The sequence below is a fragment of the Comamonadaceae bacterium M7527 genome, assembly GCA_021044545.1.
In the GTDB taxonomy this organism is placed as follows: Bacteria; Pseudomonadota; Gammaproteobacteria; order Burkholderiales; family Burkholderiaceae_C; genus RS62.
Genome location: CP087990.1, coordinates 1,214,723 through 1,230,629, shown reverse-complemented (window position 1 = coordinate 1,230,629; position 15,907 = coordinate 1,214,723). Strand labels below are relative to the sequence as shown.

Here is a 15,907-nt window from a genome sequence, read left to right as displayed (position 1 = left end):
TCTAATACAAATGTTAAGTAACTTTAGGGCAATTATCTCGTATGCGTTAAGGTTTGTACCTAATTTCAGGGGGCGCGGCAGACTTCTCTGGATCATTAATAGAGCTTTCTTGCGTCTAGGCGCAGAGCCTATAGTTTCGACATTAGTTAATGACGTTAAGTTGCGTGTGGACTTGCGTACTCACACGTAATTTAACGCATTTTGGGGTGGCAACTATGATCCCGTTCAAATTCGTCTTATTAGCTCAATACTCAATAAATTAGATAATCCTTGCTTTCTGGACATTGGCGCAAACATTGGTTTTTATTCGACTTGTGTTGCTCACTCGTTAAAAAACAAGGGTATTGTATACTCATTCGAGCCTCACCCTGGAAATTTTAATAGGCTTATCGAGAATATATCTAACAATAAATTGTCAAATGTAAAGACATTCAATATCGGACTTTCATCTGGTTCTGGTTCGTTGAACTTGGTAATGCGCGGTGACTTTTTGTTGGGAAGCGGTACTGGAAATTGTTCTATTGAAATTTCAGATAACATGGATTCAAAATCAACAAAGATACCAATAGAGCTCCATGCTCTAGATTCTATTGTAATTAATAATGGTATAGATCATGTTGATGTTATAAAGCTGGATGTTGAAGGGCACGAGGATGAGGTCTTAAGGGGGGCGGAGAGAACTTTGCGACATTGTCGGCCAATTATTCAATTGGAGATTAATAGGGAGTATTTTGACAGAAAGGGTGTTGACTTCAATTCGAGTATTATGCGACTGCTCCCTTCTTCTTATAAAATATTTTCTTATAGCAAATTGGGTGTTGTGCAGATTCCTTTATTATCCGCTTGCCCTGATTTAATTGATGTCATTCTTTGCCCTGATGAGAAAATTTATTTGATTGGTGATCAGATTTGTGATGTCAATAATCAATCTTAGATGATTTAGGTATGTCTTGAATACAAAACCGGCCCTTCATCAAATCAATGAATTCAGTGGTGTCAGCAAAAAAGTCTCCAACTTTAGAGCACCCACAAGTAATGAGCAGCTAATGAAATGAGAGATTATTCTACTGTATTAGTCACTGGCGGCGCTGGTTACATTGGATCGCACACAATAGTGGGCCTATTGCAAAATAATATCGCTGTGGTAGTTCTGGACAACCTGTGCAACAGTTCATCTGAATCATTAGACCGGGTCGCTAAGATTGCTGGTCGTTCTGCCACGTTCGTGCACGGGGATGTTCGGGACAGCGCGTTGCTTAGCAGGTTATTTACAGAACATTCGGTTGATGCGGTGCTGCACTTTGCTGGCCTTAAGGCTGTTGGCGAAAGCGTGGCCGAGCCTCTGCGCTATTACGATAACAACGTGCATGGAAGTCAGGTGCTGCTACAGGCTTGTGCCGATGCTGGGGTGTTCAAATTTGTGTTTAGCTCGTCGGCCACGATCTATGGCGAGCCCGCACACATGCCCATCTCTGAGGCCTGCCCTGTGGGTCAGCCCACTAACCCCTATGGCCGCAGCAAGCTGATGGTGGAGGACATTCTGCGCGATGCGGCCGCGTCTGACCCGCGCTGGCGAATCGCCATCTTGCGTTACTTCAACCCAGTGGGTGCGCACGAAAGTGGCCTGATTGGCGAAGACCCGAACGGCATACCCAACAACCTGCTACCCTACATTGCACAAGTGGCGGTGGGCAAGTTGGCCGAATTGGCTGTGTTTGGTAGTGACTACCCCACACCCGACGGTACTGGCGTACGCGACTATATTCACGTGGTGGACTTGGCCGACGGTCATTTGTGCGCCCTGGAAGTCCTTCAAACCCTCACCGGCGCCCACGTGTGGAACCTAGGCACCGGCCAAGGCTACAGCGTTCTTGATATAGTTAGCGCATTTGAAGCCGCTAGCGGCAAGCCTGTGCCCTACCGCGTGGTCTCTCGCCGCCCCGGCGACATTGCTACCTGTTACGCCGACCCAGCAAAGGCCGAACGCGAACTTGGTTGGAAAGCCCGGCGCGGTTTGGATGAAATGATGCGCGACGCCTGGCTTTGGCAGTCTATGAACCCAGATGGTTATCGCTGACATACTGCTTTTTGAGGCAGTGTCATCAATTCCCGGAAGCCCTCTTGATCCCACAATCAGTGTCATCGCTCTAACGATGCTTGGCCTTCAGAACTACCCTCTTTGACAAGGTGTAACTGATACGACCCACGAGACCCAATGATCGATGTGTGTAGATCGTAATATAAATGCCAAGGTTTTTAAGCATGCCATGCTGCTCAGTAAAAACGAGCGGTAAATTGAACATGTTGGCGTTACTCGATAACGGGGTCAAAAAAACTACTCAAGCGTTCAGTTAAAAGTTATAGTTACTATGCCGTTACCTGTCATCAGGCAAAGAGATGGCACTGTACAGACAACCGGCTGCTCAAGGGTCAAAACTATAGTCTAGTGTATTGATTTATTGGGAGTTGCTCCTGAATTCTCCCTAAAGATCTAAATAAACCATTAATCCATTAGATCTTGTACTCAAAGCTTAATTCGCCAAGTGAAAATCTCAGTCATAACCGTTTCTTACAACAGTGCACCTACAATTGCAGATACTGTTCATTCTGTTGCTAGTCAGAAGCATACTGATATTGAACATTTGGTTATCGATGGGCTTTCCATTGATGACACAGTTAAAGTGGTCAAGGCAAATCGACACCCGAATCTCGTGCTGAGTTCAGAAAAAGATATGGGAATCTATGATGCTATGAACAAAGGTCTGGACCGAGCGACGGGCGATATCATTGGTTTTCTGAATGCTGATGATTTTTACGCAGATGCTGAGGTCCTGACACGAGTAGCTCAAGCTTTTGAGTCCGATCCAAGCATCGAAGCTTGCTTTGGCGACTTGGTCTATGTGTCCGAAGACAACCGTAAGGTAGTGCGATACTGGAAATCGCGACCATATGTAAAGGGAAGCTTTGCACATGGTTGGTGTCCTGCACATCCGACTTTTTATATTCGGCGAACAGCATTAAATCGCCTGGGACAGTTTGATCTGAATTATCGACTGGCTGCTGATGCTGAATTTATGATGAGGTACCTAGAGCTAGGTGCCGTTAAGTCAACTTATATCCCACACATTCAAGTTCGAATGCGTCTAGGTGGGGCCACTAATCAAAGTTGGAGAAACATTGTGCGCCAGAATCGTGAGATTCTGCACGCGTTTAAGAAAAACTGCATACCGTACTCTCTGCCATCTTTCGTATTTCATAAATTGGCAAGTCGGGTTTGGCAGCGCTTGGCAGGGTTAAATATGTTGAAATCATCATGACAGTTTTGATAACCGGCGCGTCCGGTTTTATAGGGCGCCATCTTATTGCCGAATTGCTTCGAAACGCGGTCAAAGTAAGAGTCGTTTACCGTCATGGTACTGAGGATAAGCTGCCTGTTGGTGATGTAGAGGTTCGCTACTTGTCGGGTCCTGGTACTGCCGCTATCGATTGGATGGATGCTGTTGAGCACTGTAGTGCTGTAATTCATTTGGCTGCTCGTGCACATGTGCTTCATGATCGAGATGAGGATCCTGTGCTAGCGTTTCGATTGGCAAACGTAGACTTCGCCCGTGCCTGCGGAGAAGCTGCAGCTTGTGCTGGTGTTCAGCGTTTCATCTTTATGAGCTCTGTCGGAGTTCATGGGGGCACAAGTGATGGACAGCCAATCCATGAGGGGAGTGCTATCAAGCCTCATACTCAATACGCATGTTCTAAGGCAGAAGCCGAACAGGCCTTAAATAGTGTCGCTATCAGGACTGGTATGAAACTGACGGTTATAAGGCCCCCGCTTGTTTATGGACCCTACGCACCCGGTAATTTCGGCACTTTGATCCGTGCGATTGCATCAAGATTGCCGCTGCCGTTGGGTTCTGTTACCAGCAATCGTCGAAGTTTCGTTGCGATTGATAATTTGATCGATTTGATCGTAACCTGTTTGAGTCATCCTGCTGCTGAAAATCAAACCTTCTTGGTCAGCGATGGGGAAGACATCTCCACCGCCGATCTACTGCAACGCCTGGGGTTGATAATGGGGAGGCCCGCACGGCTGATTCCTGTACCGGTAGGTTGGTTAGCATTTGGTTCAAAGTTGCTGGGAAAACGAGAAATGTTTCAAAGCCTGTGCGGCACATTGCAGCTTGATATTGATAAGACTAGTACGTTGCTTAATTGGAAGCCACCGGTGTCGGTGGATGAAGGCCTGCGCAGAGCGGTCCAGCGAGGGATTTAATGTTGCGGTTATTAGATTTTATATTTTCATCGATCGGACTGCTATTTGGTGCTCCGGTATTAATCGTTATTTATGTGATCGGCTTGTTTGATACGGGTTCACCGATCTTTCGACAAGAGAGGGTGGGGCGCAATCAAAAACCGTTTACTTTGGTGAAGTTCCGAACAATGCGGCCTGATACAGCCTCTGTAGCTTCACACCTAGCTGATGCGTCAGCGATCACACCATTGGGTGCATTTTTGAGACGGAGTAAGTTTGATGAATTGCCCCAGCTTTGGAATGTCCTTAAAGGTGAAATGAGCTTGGTTGGTCCAAGGCCTTGTTTGTTTAATCAGGTTGATTTAATCAATGAGCGTGCTGCACGATCTGTATTTGATGCCAGGCCAGGTATTACAGGGTTGGCCCAAGTCAGCAATATTGACATGTCCACACCGAAGCTGCTGGCGGAAACGGATGCTCGCATGCTCAAGGAATTGACGGTGTCAGCCTACTTTAAGTACATCTTCATGACGGTTGGCGGTAAGGGTGCTGGAGATAGGGTGAGAATAAAATGAACGACTCGGGACTCGGGACTCGGGACTCGGGACTCGGGACTCGGGACTCGGGACTCGGGACTCGGGACTCGGGACTCGGGACTCGGGACTCGGGACTCGGGACTCGGGACTCGGGACTCGGGACTCGGGACTCTTGCGGGATTTCACATCATGGGTGAAATCATGATCCGAACTTTGAGTCGTTTTGCAGCGCCTGCCTTGGCTTTGCCCCGAGCAGTCAAGCGCGGTGTCGTGCTTGCTCTGGATGCTGCTCTTTGCATTCTGTCGGTCTGGCTGGCTTTTTACCTGCGCAGTGGTAGTTTCACGTCGCTCTCAGGCCCCGCCGTCTGGCCCGTCCTAGCCTCTGTTGTTCTGGCTTTGCCGGTGTTTATCACCTCGGGTCTATACCGCGCCATCTTCCGCTACAGCGGCTTGCCAGCCATGGTAGCGGTGGGGCGAGCCATGCTTTTGTATGGTCTTGCTTTCGCGGCCATTTTTACCTTCTGGGGTGTCGATGGCGTGCCGCGCACGGTGGGCTTGATTCAGCCGATTTTGCTACTGCTCTTGGTAGGTGCATCACGCGCTGCGGCTCGGGTGTGGTTGGGTGGGCTGTATCACCAGCAGCTACGAAAGGCGTCTTTGCCACAGGCACTCATTTACGGTGCCGGTAGTGCTGGACGGCAGTTGGCCTCGGCAATGGCCAACAGCCCAGAGATCCGGGTCGTGGGCTTTTTAGATGACGATGACCGGCTGCATGGTCATGTGTTGAATGGCTTGCCCATTCATAACCCGGCTGACTTGGTTGAAGTGTTGAATGGCACCCGCATCACCGATGTGCTGCTGGCCTTGCCCAGTGTTTCGCGTCAGAGGCGTAACGAGATTTTGAATGCACTTAAGCCCCACAAGGTGGCGGTGCGCACACTGCCAGGCTTGAGTGATATCGCCACCGGGAAGGTGAGCCTGAGCGATGTGCGAGAGCTGGACATTGACGACCTGTTAGGCCGTGAACCGGTTAAGCCCAACGGCCTGCTGCTCAACCTGAATACCCACCACAAAACCGTGCTGGTGACCGGGGCGGGGGGCAGTATTGGCAGCGAGCTTTGCCGTCAGATCCTGAAGACCAACCCTAAACAGTTGCTGTTGGTGGAGATGAGCGAGTTTGCGCTCTACCAAATTCACCAGGAGCTGCAGGCATCGCTTGCAGGCGAAAGGGTGAACGTGAGCGAGCCAGTGGAGGGCGATGCGCCTGAAGTGGCAGAGGGCAGTGACGAACCCGCCATTGAGATCGTGCCCTTGCTGGCCTCGGTTTGCGACGAGGTACGCATGCAGGAGATCATGGACACCTGGAAGCCGCACACGGTCTACCACGCTGCTGCCTACAAGCATGTGCCTTTGGTGGAGCACAACCCCGCAGAGGGCGTGCGCAACAACGTGTGGGGCACCCGGGTGTGCGCCGAAGCAGCTTCGCGCAATGGCGTGCGGAACTTTGTGCTGATTAGCACCGATAAGGCGGTGCGGCCCACCAACATCATGGGCGCGACCAAGCGCTTGGCGGAAATGGTGTTGCAGGCACTGGCGGAGGTGAATGCGGCCGTGGCTGCCCAGGGCGGTAGGGCACCGACTGCAAAGACCACTTTTTCGATGGTGCGCTTTGGCAATGTGCTGGGCTCCAGTGGCTCTGTGGTGCCGTTGTTCCGCGAGCAGATTAAAAACGGTGGCCCCGTCACCCTGACGCATGCCGACATCACCCGCTACTTCATGACCATCCCTGAGGCGGCGCAGCTGGTCATTCAGGCCGGTGCCATGGGTCAGGGCGGTGATGTGTTTGTGCTGGACATGGGCCAGCCCGTCAAGATCATGGACCTGGCGCACCGCATGGTGGAACTGTCGGGCCTTACGGTTCGCGATGAGCTGAACCCCAGTGGCGACATTGAGCTGACCGTGACCGGCCTGCGCCCCGGAGAAAAGCTTTACGAAGAGCTGCTGATTGGCGACAACCCCAGGCCCACCCAGCACCCGCGCATCATGAAAGCGCATGAGCAGTACTTGAGCTGGGCGCAACTGGAGGGCAAGCTCAACGCCTTGAGCATGGCCATGAGCGTGAACGATGTGCCGGTCATCCGCGCCTTGCTCAAGAGTCTGGTCAGCGGCTACCAGCCCAGCGGCGAAGTGGTGGACTGGGTACACATGGCACTGGAGCGTGAAGCGCTGGCCAATGAGTAAATTGGGCTGATGGGCGGCCGATGAAAATCTTGTCAAACTTCGTCAACATGCTCATGCCCAAGAGTGACCCGTCCGTGCTCTACGTGAGCATTGACGAGCTGCCCAACCCACGCGATTGGGGCACTGTGGACTTGATTGCGGGCAACAAGCTGATCTTCAGCGAAGACATTGACTTGGCCGCACCCAACACCGACGCCCTCGAGGCTCTGATCGGCCAGCACTGGCAAGAGATCCAATCGAGCGGCTACCAGCGGATCGAATACAAAAACGTGTCCGACTGGGTGCAGAAAAAAATCGAAGAGAAGCTGGCCTCAGGTCGGCGCTGACCCAGATCTGCCCTTCGGCAGGGCTCAGTTGACTTTGCGGATGCTGGCTGGCGGCACGGTCATCTTGACTTGCTTGCTCAGGATGTTGAGCAGCACCATCACCCGGCCTTCGGCATCGGCCATTTGGTAGATGGCCTCTACCCCCACAAATGGCCCATCGGTCACCACGACCTGCTCACCAGGCTCAAAGTGACGCAGTTGTACCTCGGCCGAATTCGTTTTGACCTGCAGCTGGGCAATCAGCTCGTCTTCAATCTTGGCGGGCGTCTGGCCAAACGTGACCAAGCGGCTCACGCCGACGGTGGAGCGGATAGGTGCCCAGCTTTGTGATTCCAACCCAGTGCCCAGGCGGATGAACAGGTAACGGGGGAAGAGCGGCTCTTGCACCACCTGCAAGGCACCCCGACGCAGTTTTTCTGCACGGATCAGCGGCAAAAAACACGCAAAGCCTTGACGCTCGAGGTTTTCCAGAGCAACCCGTTCTTGGCGGATCTTGGTGTGGATCAGATACCAGTTGCTCATCTCAAGGCCTTTTTCTTACAGATTTGACAACTTATTCTACCGGGTTGGGTGACCGGTAACTGACAGAGCGGCCTGAAGCTGGGCCGTTTTCAGCTTAGCCGGTCAAAACCTGCCCGATCCCAAGGCCAGATGTCTTGGTTGTAGCGGTTGCGCACTTTGCGAACCAGCTTTTTGGACAGGGTGTCGGTGATGCCGCTGACGAAATAGGCGCTCTTTTCTGCATACGCCCCCCTGCGCTCGGGGTCGCGCTCGTAGGTCAGGCCTTCGTGCTGTTCGGCCAGTTTGGCCCGCTCTTTGAGCACGGCGGCTGAGTTGAAGACCCAGTCCACAAAGTCGATTTCTTCGGGCGTCCAGTCGCAGCTGGGCGCGTTCAGATACTCGGCTGCCCATTCGGCACCGTACCGGTTGCTGGCATGCCAGTACAGGTGCTCCGTCAACACCGTTCTGCCTGTGAGCCCCTCCGCAATGTAGGGGTTGGCCGCGATCCCGCGCCGGATGTAGGTGCAGGCAGACACGTAATCCCCACCCCTGAAAGCAATTTGCCCGGCCTGGTACCAGTGGGCCGGTGAGTCAGGCGCATGTTCCAGAAAATGCCCCAGCGCCGAGCGGGTGTCGCCCAGCATCATGCTGATGTCGCCCACCAGCATGCGCACGCCCAGGTTGTCGGCCGGGCACCAGGCCAGCATTTTTTGGGCGAGCTGCTGAGCGGCTTTGGCATCGCGGCGGTCCATCAGGCCCAGCAGGTAGCCGTGGGCCACACGCAAAAACGGCCGGTTGTCCACCTCTGACCAGCTGATCTGGCCCGAGTAGCCTTTGGGGATGAGGGCGCTGGCCTGCTTGAAAGCCTTGGCCCAGACCTCGGTGGCTTCATCCCGCATTTCCAGTGCCCACAGGCGGTTGGCCAGGTAGTTTTGCAGTTCCAGATTACCGGGCGACTGGGTCAACAGTTTTTGGGCGAGCAGCAGGGCCTGCTTGTCGTTGATACGGCCAGCGTCCAGGTTGTCCATGAGCTGGTCCAGCGCATCCTCTTGGTCCCAGTTGCGCGAGAAGCGGCCAAACTCAATGGGCTCGTCGGTGTCGGGGTCTGGCTCTTGGCGGATGGTGAAGGTGAGCTGCTGCTTGCTTGAGGTTTTTGAGGCGGTGGGCTTTTTAGGCATCTTGACGGCTTGGGTTGGATGGCTGAGGCAAGGCGGGCGTAGTTGTGTAAACCCGGCCTTGCGTGGCGATGTAGCGGCGGATTTCTGGGGCCATGTGCTCTGGCACGAGCATGACGCTCAGGCCCATGGCCTCTGCAATGCGCTCGATGGACGACAGGCGCGGATCGCGCTTGCTGCTCTCGATCTCGGACAAATGCTGCGGCGACATGCCCGTGGCACCCGAGATCGCTTCCAGCGTCAAATGCCGTTGGTTGCGTTGCCTGCGCATGGCGGAGGGAATGAAAGAATCCATAGGCGGTAGAGTAGCCCAAGTGGTAGGAATATTTTCATATGATCGTATGAATTCGTGTGCTCGGAGATGTTGTAAGTGATTTGGTTGCGTGTTGGTTGGTATTTCGCAATGGCGGCAGTGACGGTGCTGGCGCTGATGCCCATCGAGCATTTACAGATGCCGGTGTTTGACTGGTGGGACAAGGCGCAGCACGCCCTGGCCTTTGTGGTGTTGACCGGCTGGGCCTTGCTGCTGTGGCCAGTGCATGCTTTGCGCGTGGTGGTGGGCATGCTGGCCTATGGTGCAGGCATTGAAGGTGCGCAGTGGGCCGTTGGTTGGCGCTTTGCAGAATGGGCCGATCTAGCGGCGGATTCCGTGGGCGTATCGGTGGCTTGGATGGTGATCAGCGGCTGGTGGCGTTTTCAAGGCCGCAAACAGGAGAGGGCAGTTTCATGAGTGCACGAGTTTTTACGTTCGACCAATTCACTGATTTGCACGATCAGGCCAAGGCTTCGCCACGTTTGCGGCAGCACCTGAATATCCACGCCAGCCATGACGCACCGTTTCAACGGCTGTTCATCGCCTTTGGTTTGGACAGCTATGTGCGGCCCCACCGACATCACTTGGTGCCCAAGGACGAAACTTTGGTGGCTGTGCAAGGCCTATTGGGTGTACTGGTCTTTGACGATGCCGGGCAGCTGGTCCAGCAATTCAAACTCGGCACACAAAGCCACGCCGGTCCAGGCGTTGGCCCTGTGGTGGACATGCCTTCCGGGACTTGGCACACGGTGCTCGCCCTGACGCCCGATGCGGTGCTGCTGGAAGGCAAGGCTGGGCCGTTTGACCCGCAGGGACCGCGTGAGTTTGCTGATTGGGCACCGGAAGAGGGGACGGAGGAAGCGTTGGCCTTGCTAAGGCAGTGGCGAGAGCTATTCGCTGGTTCTCATGGTGCTGCCAAGTTTTCCGCCTCTTCTTCAGGCATGGCAAACGTGGTGACCGGAAAATTCAGAGGCTCAAAGATTGCTGCTCCGACCAGTTTCACACCGCAGGCCCTCAAGCGATGGGAGGCCATCCCCGGAGAGATCCGCCAGCGCCTGCTGCGCAATGTTTGGTGTGGTGACTGCAGAACCAGCGTCACCATTACCCACTTTACTGGCCGTATCGAGCGCGGCGACTTGATCCTGACTGGGCAATGCAACCAGTGTCATGGCGAAGTTGCCAGGGTGATTGAGGGCGCCTGACCGACCGGATGTGGATCTGGGTTCAATTGACGCGAACGGATTAGGCTTCTTTCTTAACTTAACGAACTTGACAAATTAATCAAGACGAGACAGAATTCATCTGTGAGCTGCAATCAAGCATGGAGGGCGCACATGTTGACTTGGAAAGACACGGTTGTTTGCGAACAGCCAAGCAAGGTCCAGGCATTGGCCAACTATCAAATCATTCGCCGAAATGGCGCCGTGGTGCCGTTTGAGCCCAACAAAATAGCCCACGCCATGATGAAGGCATTCATGGCGGTGCATGGCGTTCTGGCTTTCGCGCAGAGCATCTGCAGTGGTTGGCTCCACGGCCTGTGGCGCCCACTCAAGCCTTCCAAGGTCAGCGCCCATTCCGGTGATCTGGTAGCTGGAATGAACAAGCCGCTGCATGTGGCTCTGCAGCAACCCCTAGCTGGGCAGCAGCGGTTTTTCGGCAGCACCAAGCCCGATATGCGTAATGCACCTTAAATTGGTGCCCAAGACTCAATTGCCATGAATACATTAACTTCCCCTTTCTCTGTTGTTTTTGACTCCATCAACCCACGTCGCTCAAGCACGGCAGACCCCTACGCCACCGAGGCGCAGACCACTGCATTGCTGCGTCGTGGTGCGGATTACAGACGTCAACGCATCAATGCCTCGGACATGATCACCACCGATGAAGCTGCTGAACTGAGCGGGACGACCCGCGTCACGATCAACGCTTGGATCAAGAGTGGCCGCTGCATTGGGGTGACACATTTGCGCCGTGGCTTCAAGATGCCGAAATGGCAGTTCGAGCCCTACGTCTTTCCAGTGATTCAGTCACTGTCAGACGCCTTGGGCACCACCGATGGGTGGCAAATGCTGTCGTTTTTGGAAACTCCGCACGAAGCACTTGATGGACTGGCGCCACGCATTGCCCTGGAGCAGGGCTTGTCGGGCCAGCGCATTGTTGACCTTGCAACAGCAGAAGGGCATTGATCTTGATTGCCCATGAAATTCAAAGACCTCAACCCAACTGTTATTGAACTTGCTGCCCCTTACGTTTTTTATCGTGTTCAGCTGATCCGGTCGCGAGCCACCAGCGTGCAAATGAATGGCTTGTCGATGCCGCCAATCGGTTTGATGCATGGTCGTTTTTGCTTACCAGACGAATCAGTCGCCTATTTGGCCGACAGCCCGGAGACGGCGCTGTATGAATCATTGCTCAGGCGCGAGACCGTGAGCAGAACTCTGTCTGAGCTGCGCCGAAGATGTCTGGTCGAATTTGTGACCAAGGGCACGTTGCGATTGGCCGATTTGCGTGGCTTGGCCGAACCATACCCTGTGTTGCAGTCCCTTCGGTTGATCCAAACACAGGAGCTGGCTGCTGACTGCAGAGCCATGAATTTGGATGGCATGGTCTACGCTTCGGCTCAGCACCCGCATCACACATGCATTGCTTTGTTTCAGTCGGGCATTGGGCAGCTGAGTAAACGCAACGCACAACGACTCATTAAGCCTGGCACCAACCGTCTGCTTCAGGTGTTGCATACCGCGCTCTGGAGATCTGGTGTTCCGTTGGATGAGAGTTGAGACGGTAATTTGGGGGTTTTCAAAATGATCATTGAAAGAGCTATTCAAAACCGCCATCTGTTGGCGTTCACCTACGATGGGTTTTCACGCACGGTTGAGCCGCATACGTGCGGCATTGATACCAAGGGGCACAGAGCTTTGAGGGCATTCCAGATCGGAGGTGGAAGCGAATCTGGGGAATATGTGGGGTGGAAAATGTTCCACATTGATGAGATGTTCAGTTTGGCTGAATTGCCGCGCTCGTTCATTGGTCCCCGTCCTGGATTCAAAAGAGGTGACAGCGCCTTCCGGGTTATCACTGCAGAGCTTTGAGTGTGCTGTAACTCAGAATCCGGACGTGGGTTCAATTCCACAGTTTCGGCGAGTGTTTTGGGGCTGTTGCTGTTCTACAAATTGGGTAAATATTCTTCGTAGCTCATCACAATGGCGCACTACTCGGAGTCGGTTCAATCGGGGGCACCTGCGGCACAGCAGCACAGGCGCTGTAAATGGCGGTCATGACAGGAGAGGTTGGATCCAGCAAAACCATGTGAGCTTTGACCCTGGGCGGTGACGACCGGGTCAATCGCTGCAAATAGGCTTGGATGTGAGCCCGTGATTCTTTGCCGCCCAGGCAAGCGGCCTGGATCTGGTCAAGGCTGGCTTCGCCGGTTTGCTGGAGATACAGCAGGATTTCTTCGATGTCTGCAAAGTTGGAGCGGATGAGCTTTTCATAATCCTCAACGTCCGCCAGCGGGTACATGATCTTTTTGCCGAGCTTGAGGTACTCAGGCCCCACATTTTGGGTGCGCCAGCGTTGGAGTGTTTTGGGGCTCATGCCCCATCGGGCAGCCAGCTCGATTTCGTTCAGGGTGGTGGTCATGCCGGTCGCTCCTTGATGTCACGGAGCTGCATTCACGCGTACTTTGCCGCAGAAGTCGAGTGCTTTTTGACGGGGCTGAGTGGGTATGATTTAATCCAAACAAGGGTGTCGGACTACCGCTCATTTCCTACCATTTCCTCTTGAGTAGGAATAGAAAGTTGTTCGGTGGTCAACCATCCACCACCAGAACCACTTTTAAAGGCCGCTAGGAATCACCACCTAGCGGCCTTTTTCTTTGGAAAATCAAGGGTTTAGGCGGTAGTAAGCGCTACCAAGGACTATTGGTAACCAAGGCGTTACCGGGGAACAACCGCACTGGGACACCCGGTAAATGGGCCTAAAATTCGCCCTAGACCAGGATCCATGCGGGTTTCAGGCGATAGATTTGACCTTGCCGCTGCAGCAGTAAAGGGGATAGGAACTTGTATTTGTTGTCTTTTCCACCTTGGGGTGACGCTGCTTTGCCTTCGTGACCCTCCGCGATTTTCTTGAATAAGCCAGTTTGTTCGGTCTGATGACGGCTTTGTAGCAGTTGAGGCCATACGATACTCACACACGGATCGACCGATCCTGCCATAAGTGGCCTTTTACGGCAGCTGAAAGCGAATGCTCAGCGTTCGGGCTAACTGGCCGCGTAAGTAATCGCCGTAGTGGCTTTGAGTGAATGAGCAATTAGCGTCATCTCACCGAAGCTAGTAGGAAAAGGCGTTTTGTTTGAAGAGTTCGACTTCTTCGGGCTGCACCACTTCATCTACCTCAGTCGGATCCGAAATTACAAGTTTCGTTACGTCAATGGCACTTTTCAGTGCGGCGCTTGAGATCCATGTGCAATCCCAAATAGTAGGTGTGTCTCTATTCACAATTCGACAGATTGGTTCCTCACTCTCGAACGCAATGCCAATAGCTTTCGGCTTGATGACCCGTTGCATCCAGACTTCTAAGTATCCGTTGTATGGCACGCGAGCCATCTTGCCGCGGACTCTTGACCAAAGTTCCGACTTCTCGTCGCTCGGCGCCAGAGAGATGAGGTGGCTAAGTATCCCTGCAACAGCGGGGATAGTCGATGGGGATGTGAAGGCTATGTCCGTGGTGATAGCTACCTGTACGTCTAGGTCGTCGGGGCAGTCAGTCTGTTTTGTTATACCCGAGTGAAACTCGCTGACAAGCCGCTTTAGAGCGCCACTATTCGGATAGTGGCGGCCAAACGCGTGAAGACGAAGAAGTTGCTTCTGAATTGTTTTCGCATTGGCGCTATCAAGATCTTGTAGTGCGATCCCCGCAAGCTTGTCAGGCTTAACGGAACCCTCGATAACATTGTTGCAGGCGATCGTCTTTGAGACGCCTAGCCGCATCCCAACTGACCGCAATTTGTCGCTTACGATCTTCAGTACTTCTTCGCCGCGTTCTTGATTGTTCGAGAAGATTCTGTAGTCATCGCGGTATCGAAGAATTCGTACGTCAGTCGGATTCCCAAGTGCGTCGCCAATCATTGAGTCAACGTATCCGAGAACGATTTCAGCCACGAAGTCCATCAGTACGGATCCTTGTGGGATTCCGTTTGTTTGACCATATCGACCTGCCTGAATGTGTGAATCCATGACGTTACCCAACAGGGACGGATCCTTTTTCCCACCCTTCGCGGCGGTTAGGCCGTGCAGTGCCCAGGGAATACTGTGCGTGTAAAGCGCACCATAGCAATCGGTGACGTCGGTATGAAGCAGATGTGTGTATTCAAGCGAGTAGGCCAAAGATCTTTGTTCAACTGCTTGCCACCAACCAAGTATTTGAGCTGTGACGTCAGTCTGGTGATAACTGGAGCATAGTGGTGCGCCGCAGCATTCAACTACGCCGCCCTTGAATGACTCCATCCGTTGTTGCACAGTGGCCCAGTTAGCTTCGGTGGTGAGTGCATTCACGAGAGAAACGTAAAGAGCTGGATGGATGAGTTCAAGAGGCCGCCAGGCAAGGCGTCCGTCCTTGTTGGCGGTGAAGCTGTAGTTGACGTTGGGAAGCTCGTGCGGCTTGGCACACTTGAAGCTTTGGTAATCACCACCGTTTAACACTGATGCTACGCTCAACAGAAGCGGCTCGAAGCTGATATACGGAGGGAAATTACCGTTGAAGTAGCTGCTGCCTTTAAGGAAGTGGACTCGAGCGTCAGCGTTGGACAGTTCGATGATTTTAGGCATTGGAGAGCTGAATAATGGTTAACGTGATGTACCTCGCAAACCTTGCGAAATAAACGGGATAGTGCAGGATATTCTGGACACTTATTTTTCCTGTTAGTTGAATCGGCCCGGTAATCCAAAAGACAAAAACTGCCGGCAATTGGCTGGGTCGTCACCAGCAAGCACAGCCACTTAAACCAAGCTGCCTCTCAACCCCCGGGCTGGTTCAGCTGCGGTTACTTGAATTTGATTTTGTAATACCGGCCATTTACAACATCCCATTGCGGGCGAACGCCTATGACTGCGGTACCCGCCTGGTCGGGTACGAGGGTGATGGGGGCAACGTCATTGTCCGGGCCGGCAATGCTTTGTATCTGGCCTAGGGTTCCATCGGTTGTAAAGGTGTTGTGTCCGGGGTCGTCGTTGTAATAGGTTGCCGCCGGGTCACCTTCTGCACAAAGTTTGGTGGTGCCGTTCAGTTGTCTGACTTCCCAGGTGGAGTCATCGTCTCCCAGGTAAAGCTGGCTAATGTCTACCGTCTGGTCTGATTGCAGCGTGAATTCAACCGCAGAATTTTCGGTAAGGCCGTCTTGTTGGCCTAAGACAATGGTTCCGCTGCCTGCATCCATTGAACTGCCGGGTTCGGGGTATAGGTTGTCGCTGTCTGTTGTCATGAATTTCCCTTTTTTATGTGTGTTGGTTGTGTGTTTGAAAAGCACCGCCCATAAGCGGGCGGTTGGGTCAGTGGGCGCGAGTAGG

General features: G+C 53.3%; 19 protein-coding genes. 13 read left to right on the top strand and 6 right to left on the bottom strand.

Annotated features, from left to right (window positions below; all coding sequences use genetic code 11):
• Positions 1–295 precede the first annotated feature (295 nt).
• The 7 genes from LN050_05915 (at position 296) to LN050_05885 (ending at position 7,349) form a co-directional block, all read left to right on the top strand.
• Positions 296–934: an FkbM family methyltransferase gene (locus LN050_05915; protein ID UFS57340.1), complete on the top strand. Its 639-nt coding sequence runs from the start codon at positions 296–298 to the stop codon at positions 932–934.
• 117 nt (positions 935–1,051) lie between these two features.
• On the top strand, positions 1,052–2,077 hold the full coding sequence (gene galE / locus LN050_05910; GenBank protein UFS55395.1) for a UDP-glucose 4-epimerase GalE: 1,026 nt from the start codon (positions 1,052–1,054) through the stop codon (positions 2,075–2,077).
• A gap of 466 nt (positions 2,078–2,543) precedes the next feature.
• The gene (locus tag LN050_05905) at positions 2,544–3,317 is read left to right on the top strand and encodes a glycosyltransferase (protein ID UFS55394.1); all 774 of its coding nucleotides are present in this window, start codon (positions 2,544–2,546) and stop codon (positions 3,315–3,317) included.
• Positions 3,314–4,267 carry an NAD-dependent epimerase/dehydratase family protein gene (locus tag LN050_05900; GenBank protein ID UFS55393.1) on the top strand — a complete coding sequence of 318 codons (954 nt, stop codon included), beginning with the start codon at positions 3,314–3,316 and terminating at the stop codon, positions 4,265–4,267. Before LN050_05905 ends, LN050_05900 begins: the two co-directional genes overlap by 4 nt.
• Positions 4,267–4,821, top strand: a complete 555-nt coding sequence (locus tag LN050_05895; GenBank protein ID UFS55392.1) for a sugar transferase — start codon at positions 4,267–4,269, stop codon at positions 4,819–4,821. The genes LN050_05900 and LN050_05895 overlap by 1 nt, the downstream gene beginning before the upstream one ends.
• Before the next feature lie 162 nt (positions 4,822–4,983).
• A complete protein-coding gene (locus LN050_05890; GenBank protein ID UFS55391.1) occupies positions 4,984–7,023 on the top strand; it encodes a polysaccharide biosynthesis protein in 2,040 nt (679 codons plus the stop codon).
• Between the two features lie 20 nt (positions 7,024–7,043).
• A complete protein-coding gene (locus LN050_05885) occupies positions 7,044–7,349 on the top strand; it encodes a hypothetical protein (GenBank protein ID UFS55390.1) in 306 nt (101 codons plus the stop codon).
• 24 nt (positions 7,350–7,373) lie between these two features.
• On the opposite strand, the gene rfaH is transcribed toward LN050_05885, so the two are convergent.
• From rfaH to LN050_05870, 3 genes are all read right to left on the bottom strand, one after another.
• The gene (rfaH, locus tag LN050_05880) at positions 7,374–7,871 is read right to left on the bottom strand and encodes a transcription/translation regulatory transformer protein RfaH (GenBank protein ID UFS55389.1); all 498 of its coding nucleotides are present in this window, start codon (positions 7,869–7,871) and stop codon (positions 7,374–7,376) included.
• A gap of 89 nt (positions 7,872–7,960) precedes the next feature.
• Positions 7,961–9,028 carry a hypothetical protein gene (locus tag LN050_05875; GenBank protein ID UFS55388.1) on the bottom strand — a complete coding sequence of 356 codons (1,068 nt, stop codon included), beginning with the start codon at positions 9,026–9,028 and terminating at the stop codon, positions 7,961–7,963.
• The gene (locus LN050_05870) at positions 9,021–9,320 is read right to left on the bottom strand and encodes a helix-turn-helix domain-containing protein (GenBank protein ID UFS55387.1); all 300 of its coding nucleotides are present in this window, start codon (positions 9,318–9,320) and stop codon (positions 9,021–9,023) included. The genes LN050_05875 and LN050_05870 overlap by 8 nt, the downstream gene beginning before the upstream one ends.
• A 108-nt stretch (positions 9,321–9,428) precedes the next feature.
• Between LN050_05870 and LN050_05865 the strand changes: the two genes are divergently transcribed.
• The 6 genes from LN050_05865 to LN050_05840 all read left to right on the top strand — a co-directional run bounded on the left by LN050_05865 (position 9,429) and on the right by LN050_05840 (position 12,430).
• Positions 9,429–9,755: a VanZ family protein gene (locus LN050_05865; GenBank protein ID UFS55386.1), complete on the top strand. Its 327-nt coding sequence runs from the start codon at positions 9,429–9,431 to the stop codon at positions 9,753–9,755.
• Entirely contained in the window at positions 9,752–10,540 is a 789-nt protein-coding gene (locus tag LN050_05860; GenBank protein ID UFS55385.1) for a WbuC family cupin fold metalloprotein, read from the top strand. The genes LN050_05865 and LN050_05860 overlap by 4 nt, the downstream gene beginning before the upstream one ends.
• A 132-nt stretch (positions 10,541–10,672) precedes the next feature.
• On the top strand, positions 10,673–11,029 hold the full coding sequence (locus tag LN050_05855) for a hypothetical protein (protein ID UFS57415.1): 357 nt from the start codon (positions 10,673–10,675) through the stop codon (positions 11,027–11,029).
• A gap of 24 nt (positions 11,030–11,053) precedes the next feature.
• On the top strand, positions 11,054–11,524 hold the full coding sequence (locus LN050_05850) for a hypothetical protein (GenBank protein UFS55384.1): 471 nt from the start codon (positions 11,054–11,056) through the stop codon (positions 11,522–11,524).
• Positions 11,525–11,536: 12 nt separating this feature from the next.
• On the top strand, positions 11,537–12,118 hold the full coding sequence (locus tag LN050_05845; protein UFS55383.1) for an RES family NAD+ phosphorylase: 582 nt from the start codon (positions 11,537–11,539) through the stop codon (positions 12,116–12,118).
• Between the two features lie 24 nt (positions 12,119–12,142).
• Positions 12,143–12,430, top strand: coding sequence for a WYL domain-containing protein (locus LN050_05840; protein ID UFS55382.1), 288 nt, complete (start codon positions 12,143–12,145; stop codon positions 12,428–12,430).
• A 106-nt stretch (positions 12,431–12,536) separates the two neighbouring features.
• Here LN050_05840 and LN050_05835 read toward each other — a convergent pair whose 3' ends face one another.
• From LN050_05835 to LN050_05825, 3 genes are all read right to left on the bottom strand, one after another.
• Positions 12,537–12,980 (bottom strand): helix-turn-helix domain-containing protein, encoded by a 444-nt coding sequence (locus LN050_05835; protein UFS55381.1) that lies wholly within the window; start codon positions 12,978–12,980, stop codon positions 12,537–12,539.
• Between the two features lie 692 nt (positions 12,981–13,672).
• The gene (locus LN050_05830; GenBank protein ID UFS55380.1) at positions 13,673–15,169 is read right to left on the bottom strand and encodes an RNA-directed DNA polymerase; all 1,497 of its coding nucleotides are present in this window, start codon (positions 15,167–15,169) and stop codon (positions 13,673–13,675) included.
• A 215-nt stretch (positions 15,170–15,384) separates the two neighbouring features.
• Complete coding sequence (locus LN050_05825) at positions 15,385–15,822, bottom strand: hypothetical protein (GenBank protein ID UFS55379.1); 438 nt, start codon at positions 15,820–15,822, stop codon at positions 15,385–15,387.
• Positions 15,823–15,907: the final 85 nt, after the last annotated feature.

Coding starts and splice junctions, on each gene's coding strand:
- galE (UFS55395.1), top strand. CDS start 1,052: ATGAGAGATTATTCTACTGTATTAGTCACTGGCGGCGCTGGTTACATT.
- LN050_05900 (UFS55393.1), top strand. CDS start 3,314: ATGACAGTTTTGATAACCGGCGCGTCCGGTTTTATAGGGCGCCATCTT.
- LN050_05895 (UFS55392.1), top strand. CDS start 4,267: ATGTTGCGGTTATTAGATTTTATATTTTCATCGATCGGACTGCTATTT.
- LN050_05890 (UFS55391.1), top strand. CDS start 4,984: ATGATCCGAACTTTGAGTCGTTTTGCAGCGCCTGCCTTGGCTTTGCCC.
- LN050_05885 (UFS55390.1), top strand. CDS start 7,044: ATGAAAATCTTGTCAAACTTCGTCAACATGCTCATGCCCAAGAGTGAC.
- rfaH (UFS55389.1), bottom strand. CDS start 7,871: ATGAGCAACTGGTATCTGATCCACACCAAGATCCGCCAAGAACGGGTT.
- LN050_05875 (UFS55388.1), bottom strand. CDS start 9,028: ATGCCTAAAAAGCCCACCGCCTCAAAAACCTCAAGCAAGCAGCAGCTC.
- LN050_05870 (UFS55387.1), bottom strand. CDS start 9,320: ATGGATTCTTTCATTCCCTCCGCCATGCGCAGGCAACGCAACCAACGG.
- LN050_05865 (UFS55386.1), top strand. CDS start 9,429: ATGGCGGCAGTGACGGTGCTGGCGCTGATGCCCATCGAGCATTTACAG.
- LN050_05860 (UFS55385.1), top strand. CDS start 9,752: ATGAGTGCACGAGTTTTTACGTTCGACCAATTCACTGATTTGCACGAT.
- LN050_05855 (UFS57415.1), top strand. CDS start 10,673: ATGTTGACTTGGAAAGACACGGTTGTTTGCGAACAGCCAAGCAAGGTC.
- LN050_05850 (UFS55384.1), top strand. CDS start 11,054: ATGAATACATTAACTTCCCCTTTCTCTGTTGTTTTTGACTCCATCAAC.
- LN050_05845 (UFS55383.1), top strand. CDS start 11,537: ATGAAATTCAAAGACCTCAACCCAACTGTTATTGAACTTGCTGCCCCT.
- LN050_05840 (UFS55382.1), top strand. CDS start 12,143: ATGATCATTGAAAGAGCTATTCAAAACCGCCATCTGTTGGCGTTCACC.
- LN050_05835 (UFS55381.1), bottom strand. CDS start 12,980: ATGACCACCACCCTGAACGAAATCGAGCTGGCTGCCCGATGGGGCATG.
- LN050_05830 (UFS55380.1), bottom strand. CDS start 15,169: ATGCCTAAAATCATCGAACTGTCCAACGCTGACGCTCGAGTCCACTTC.
- LN050_05825 (UFS55379.1), bottom strand. CDS start 15,822: ATGACAACAGACAGCGACAACCTATACCCCGAACCCGGCAGTTCAATG.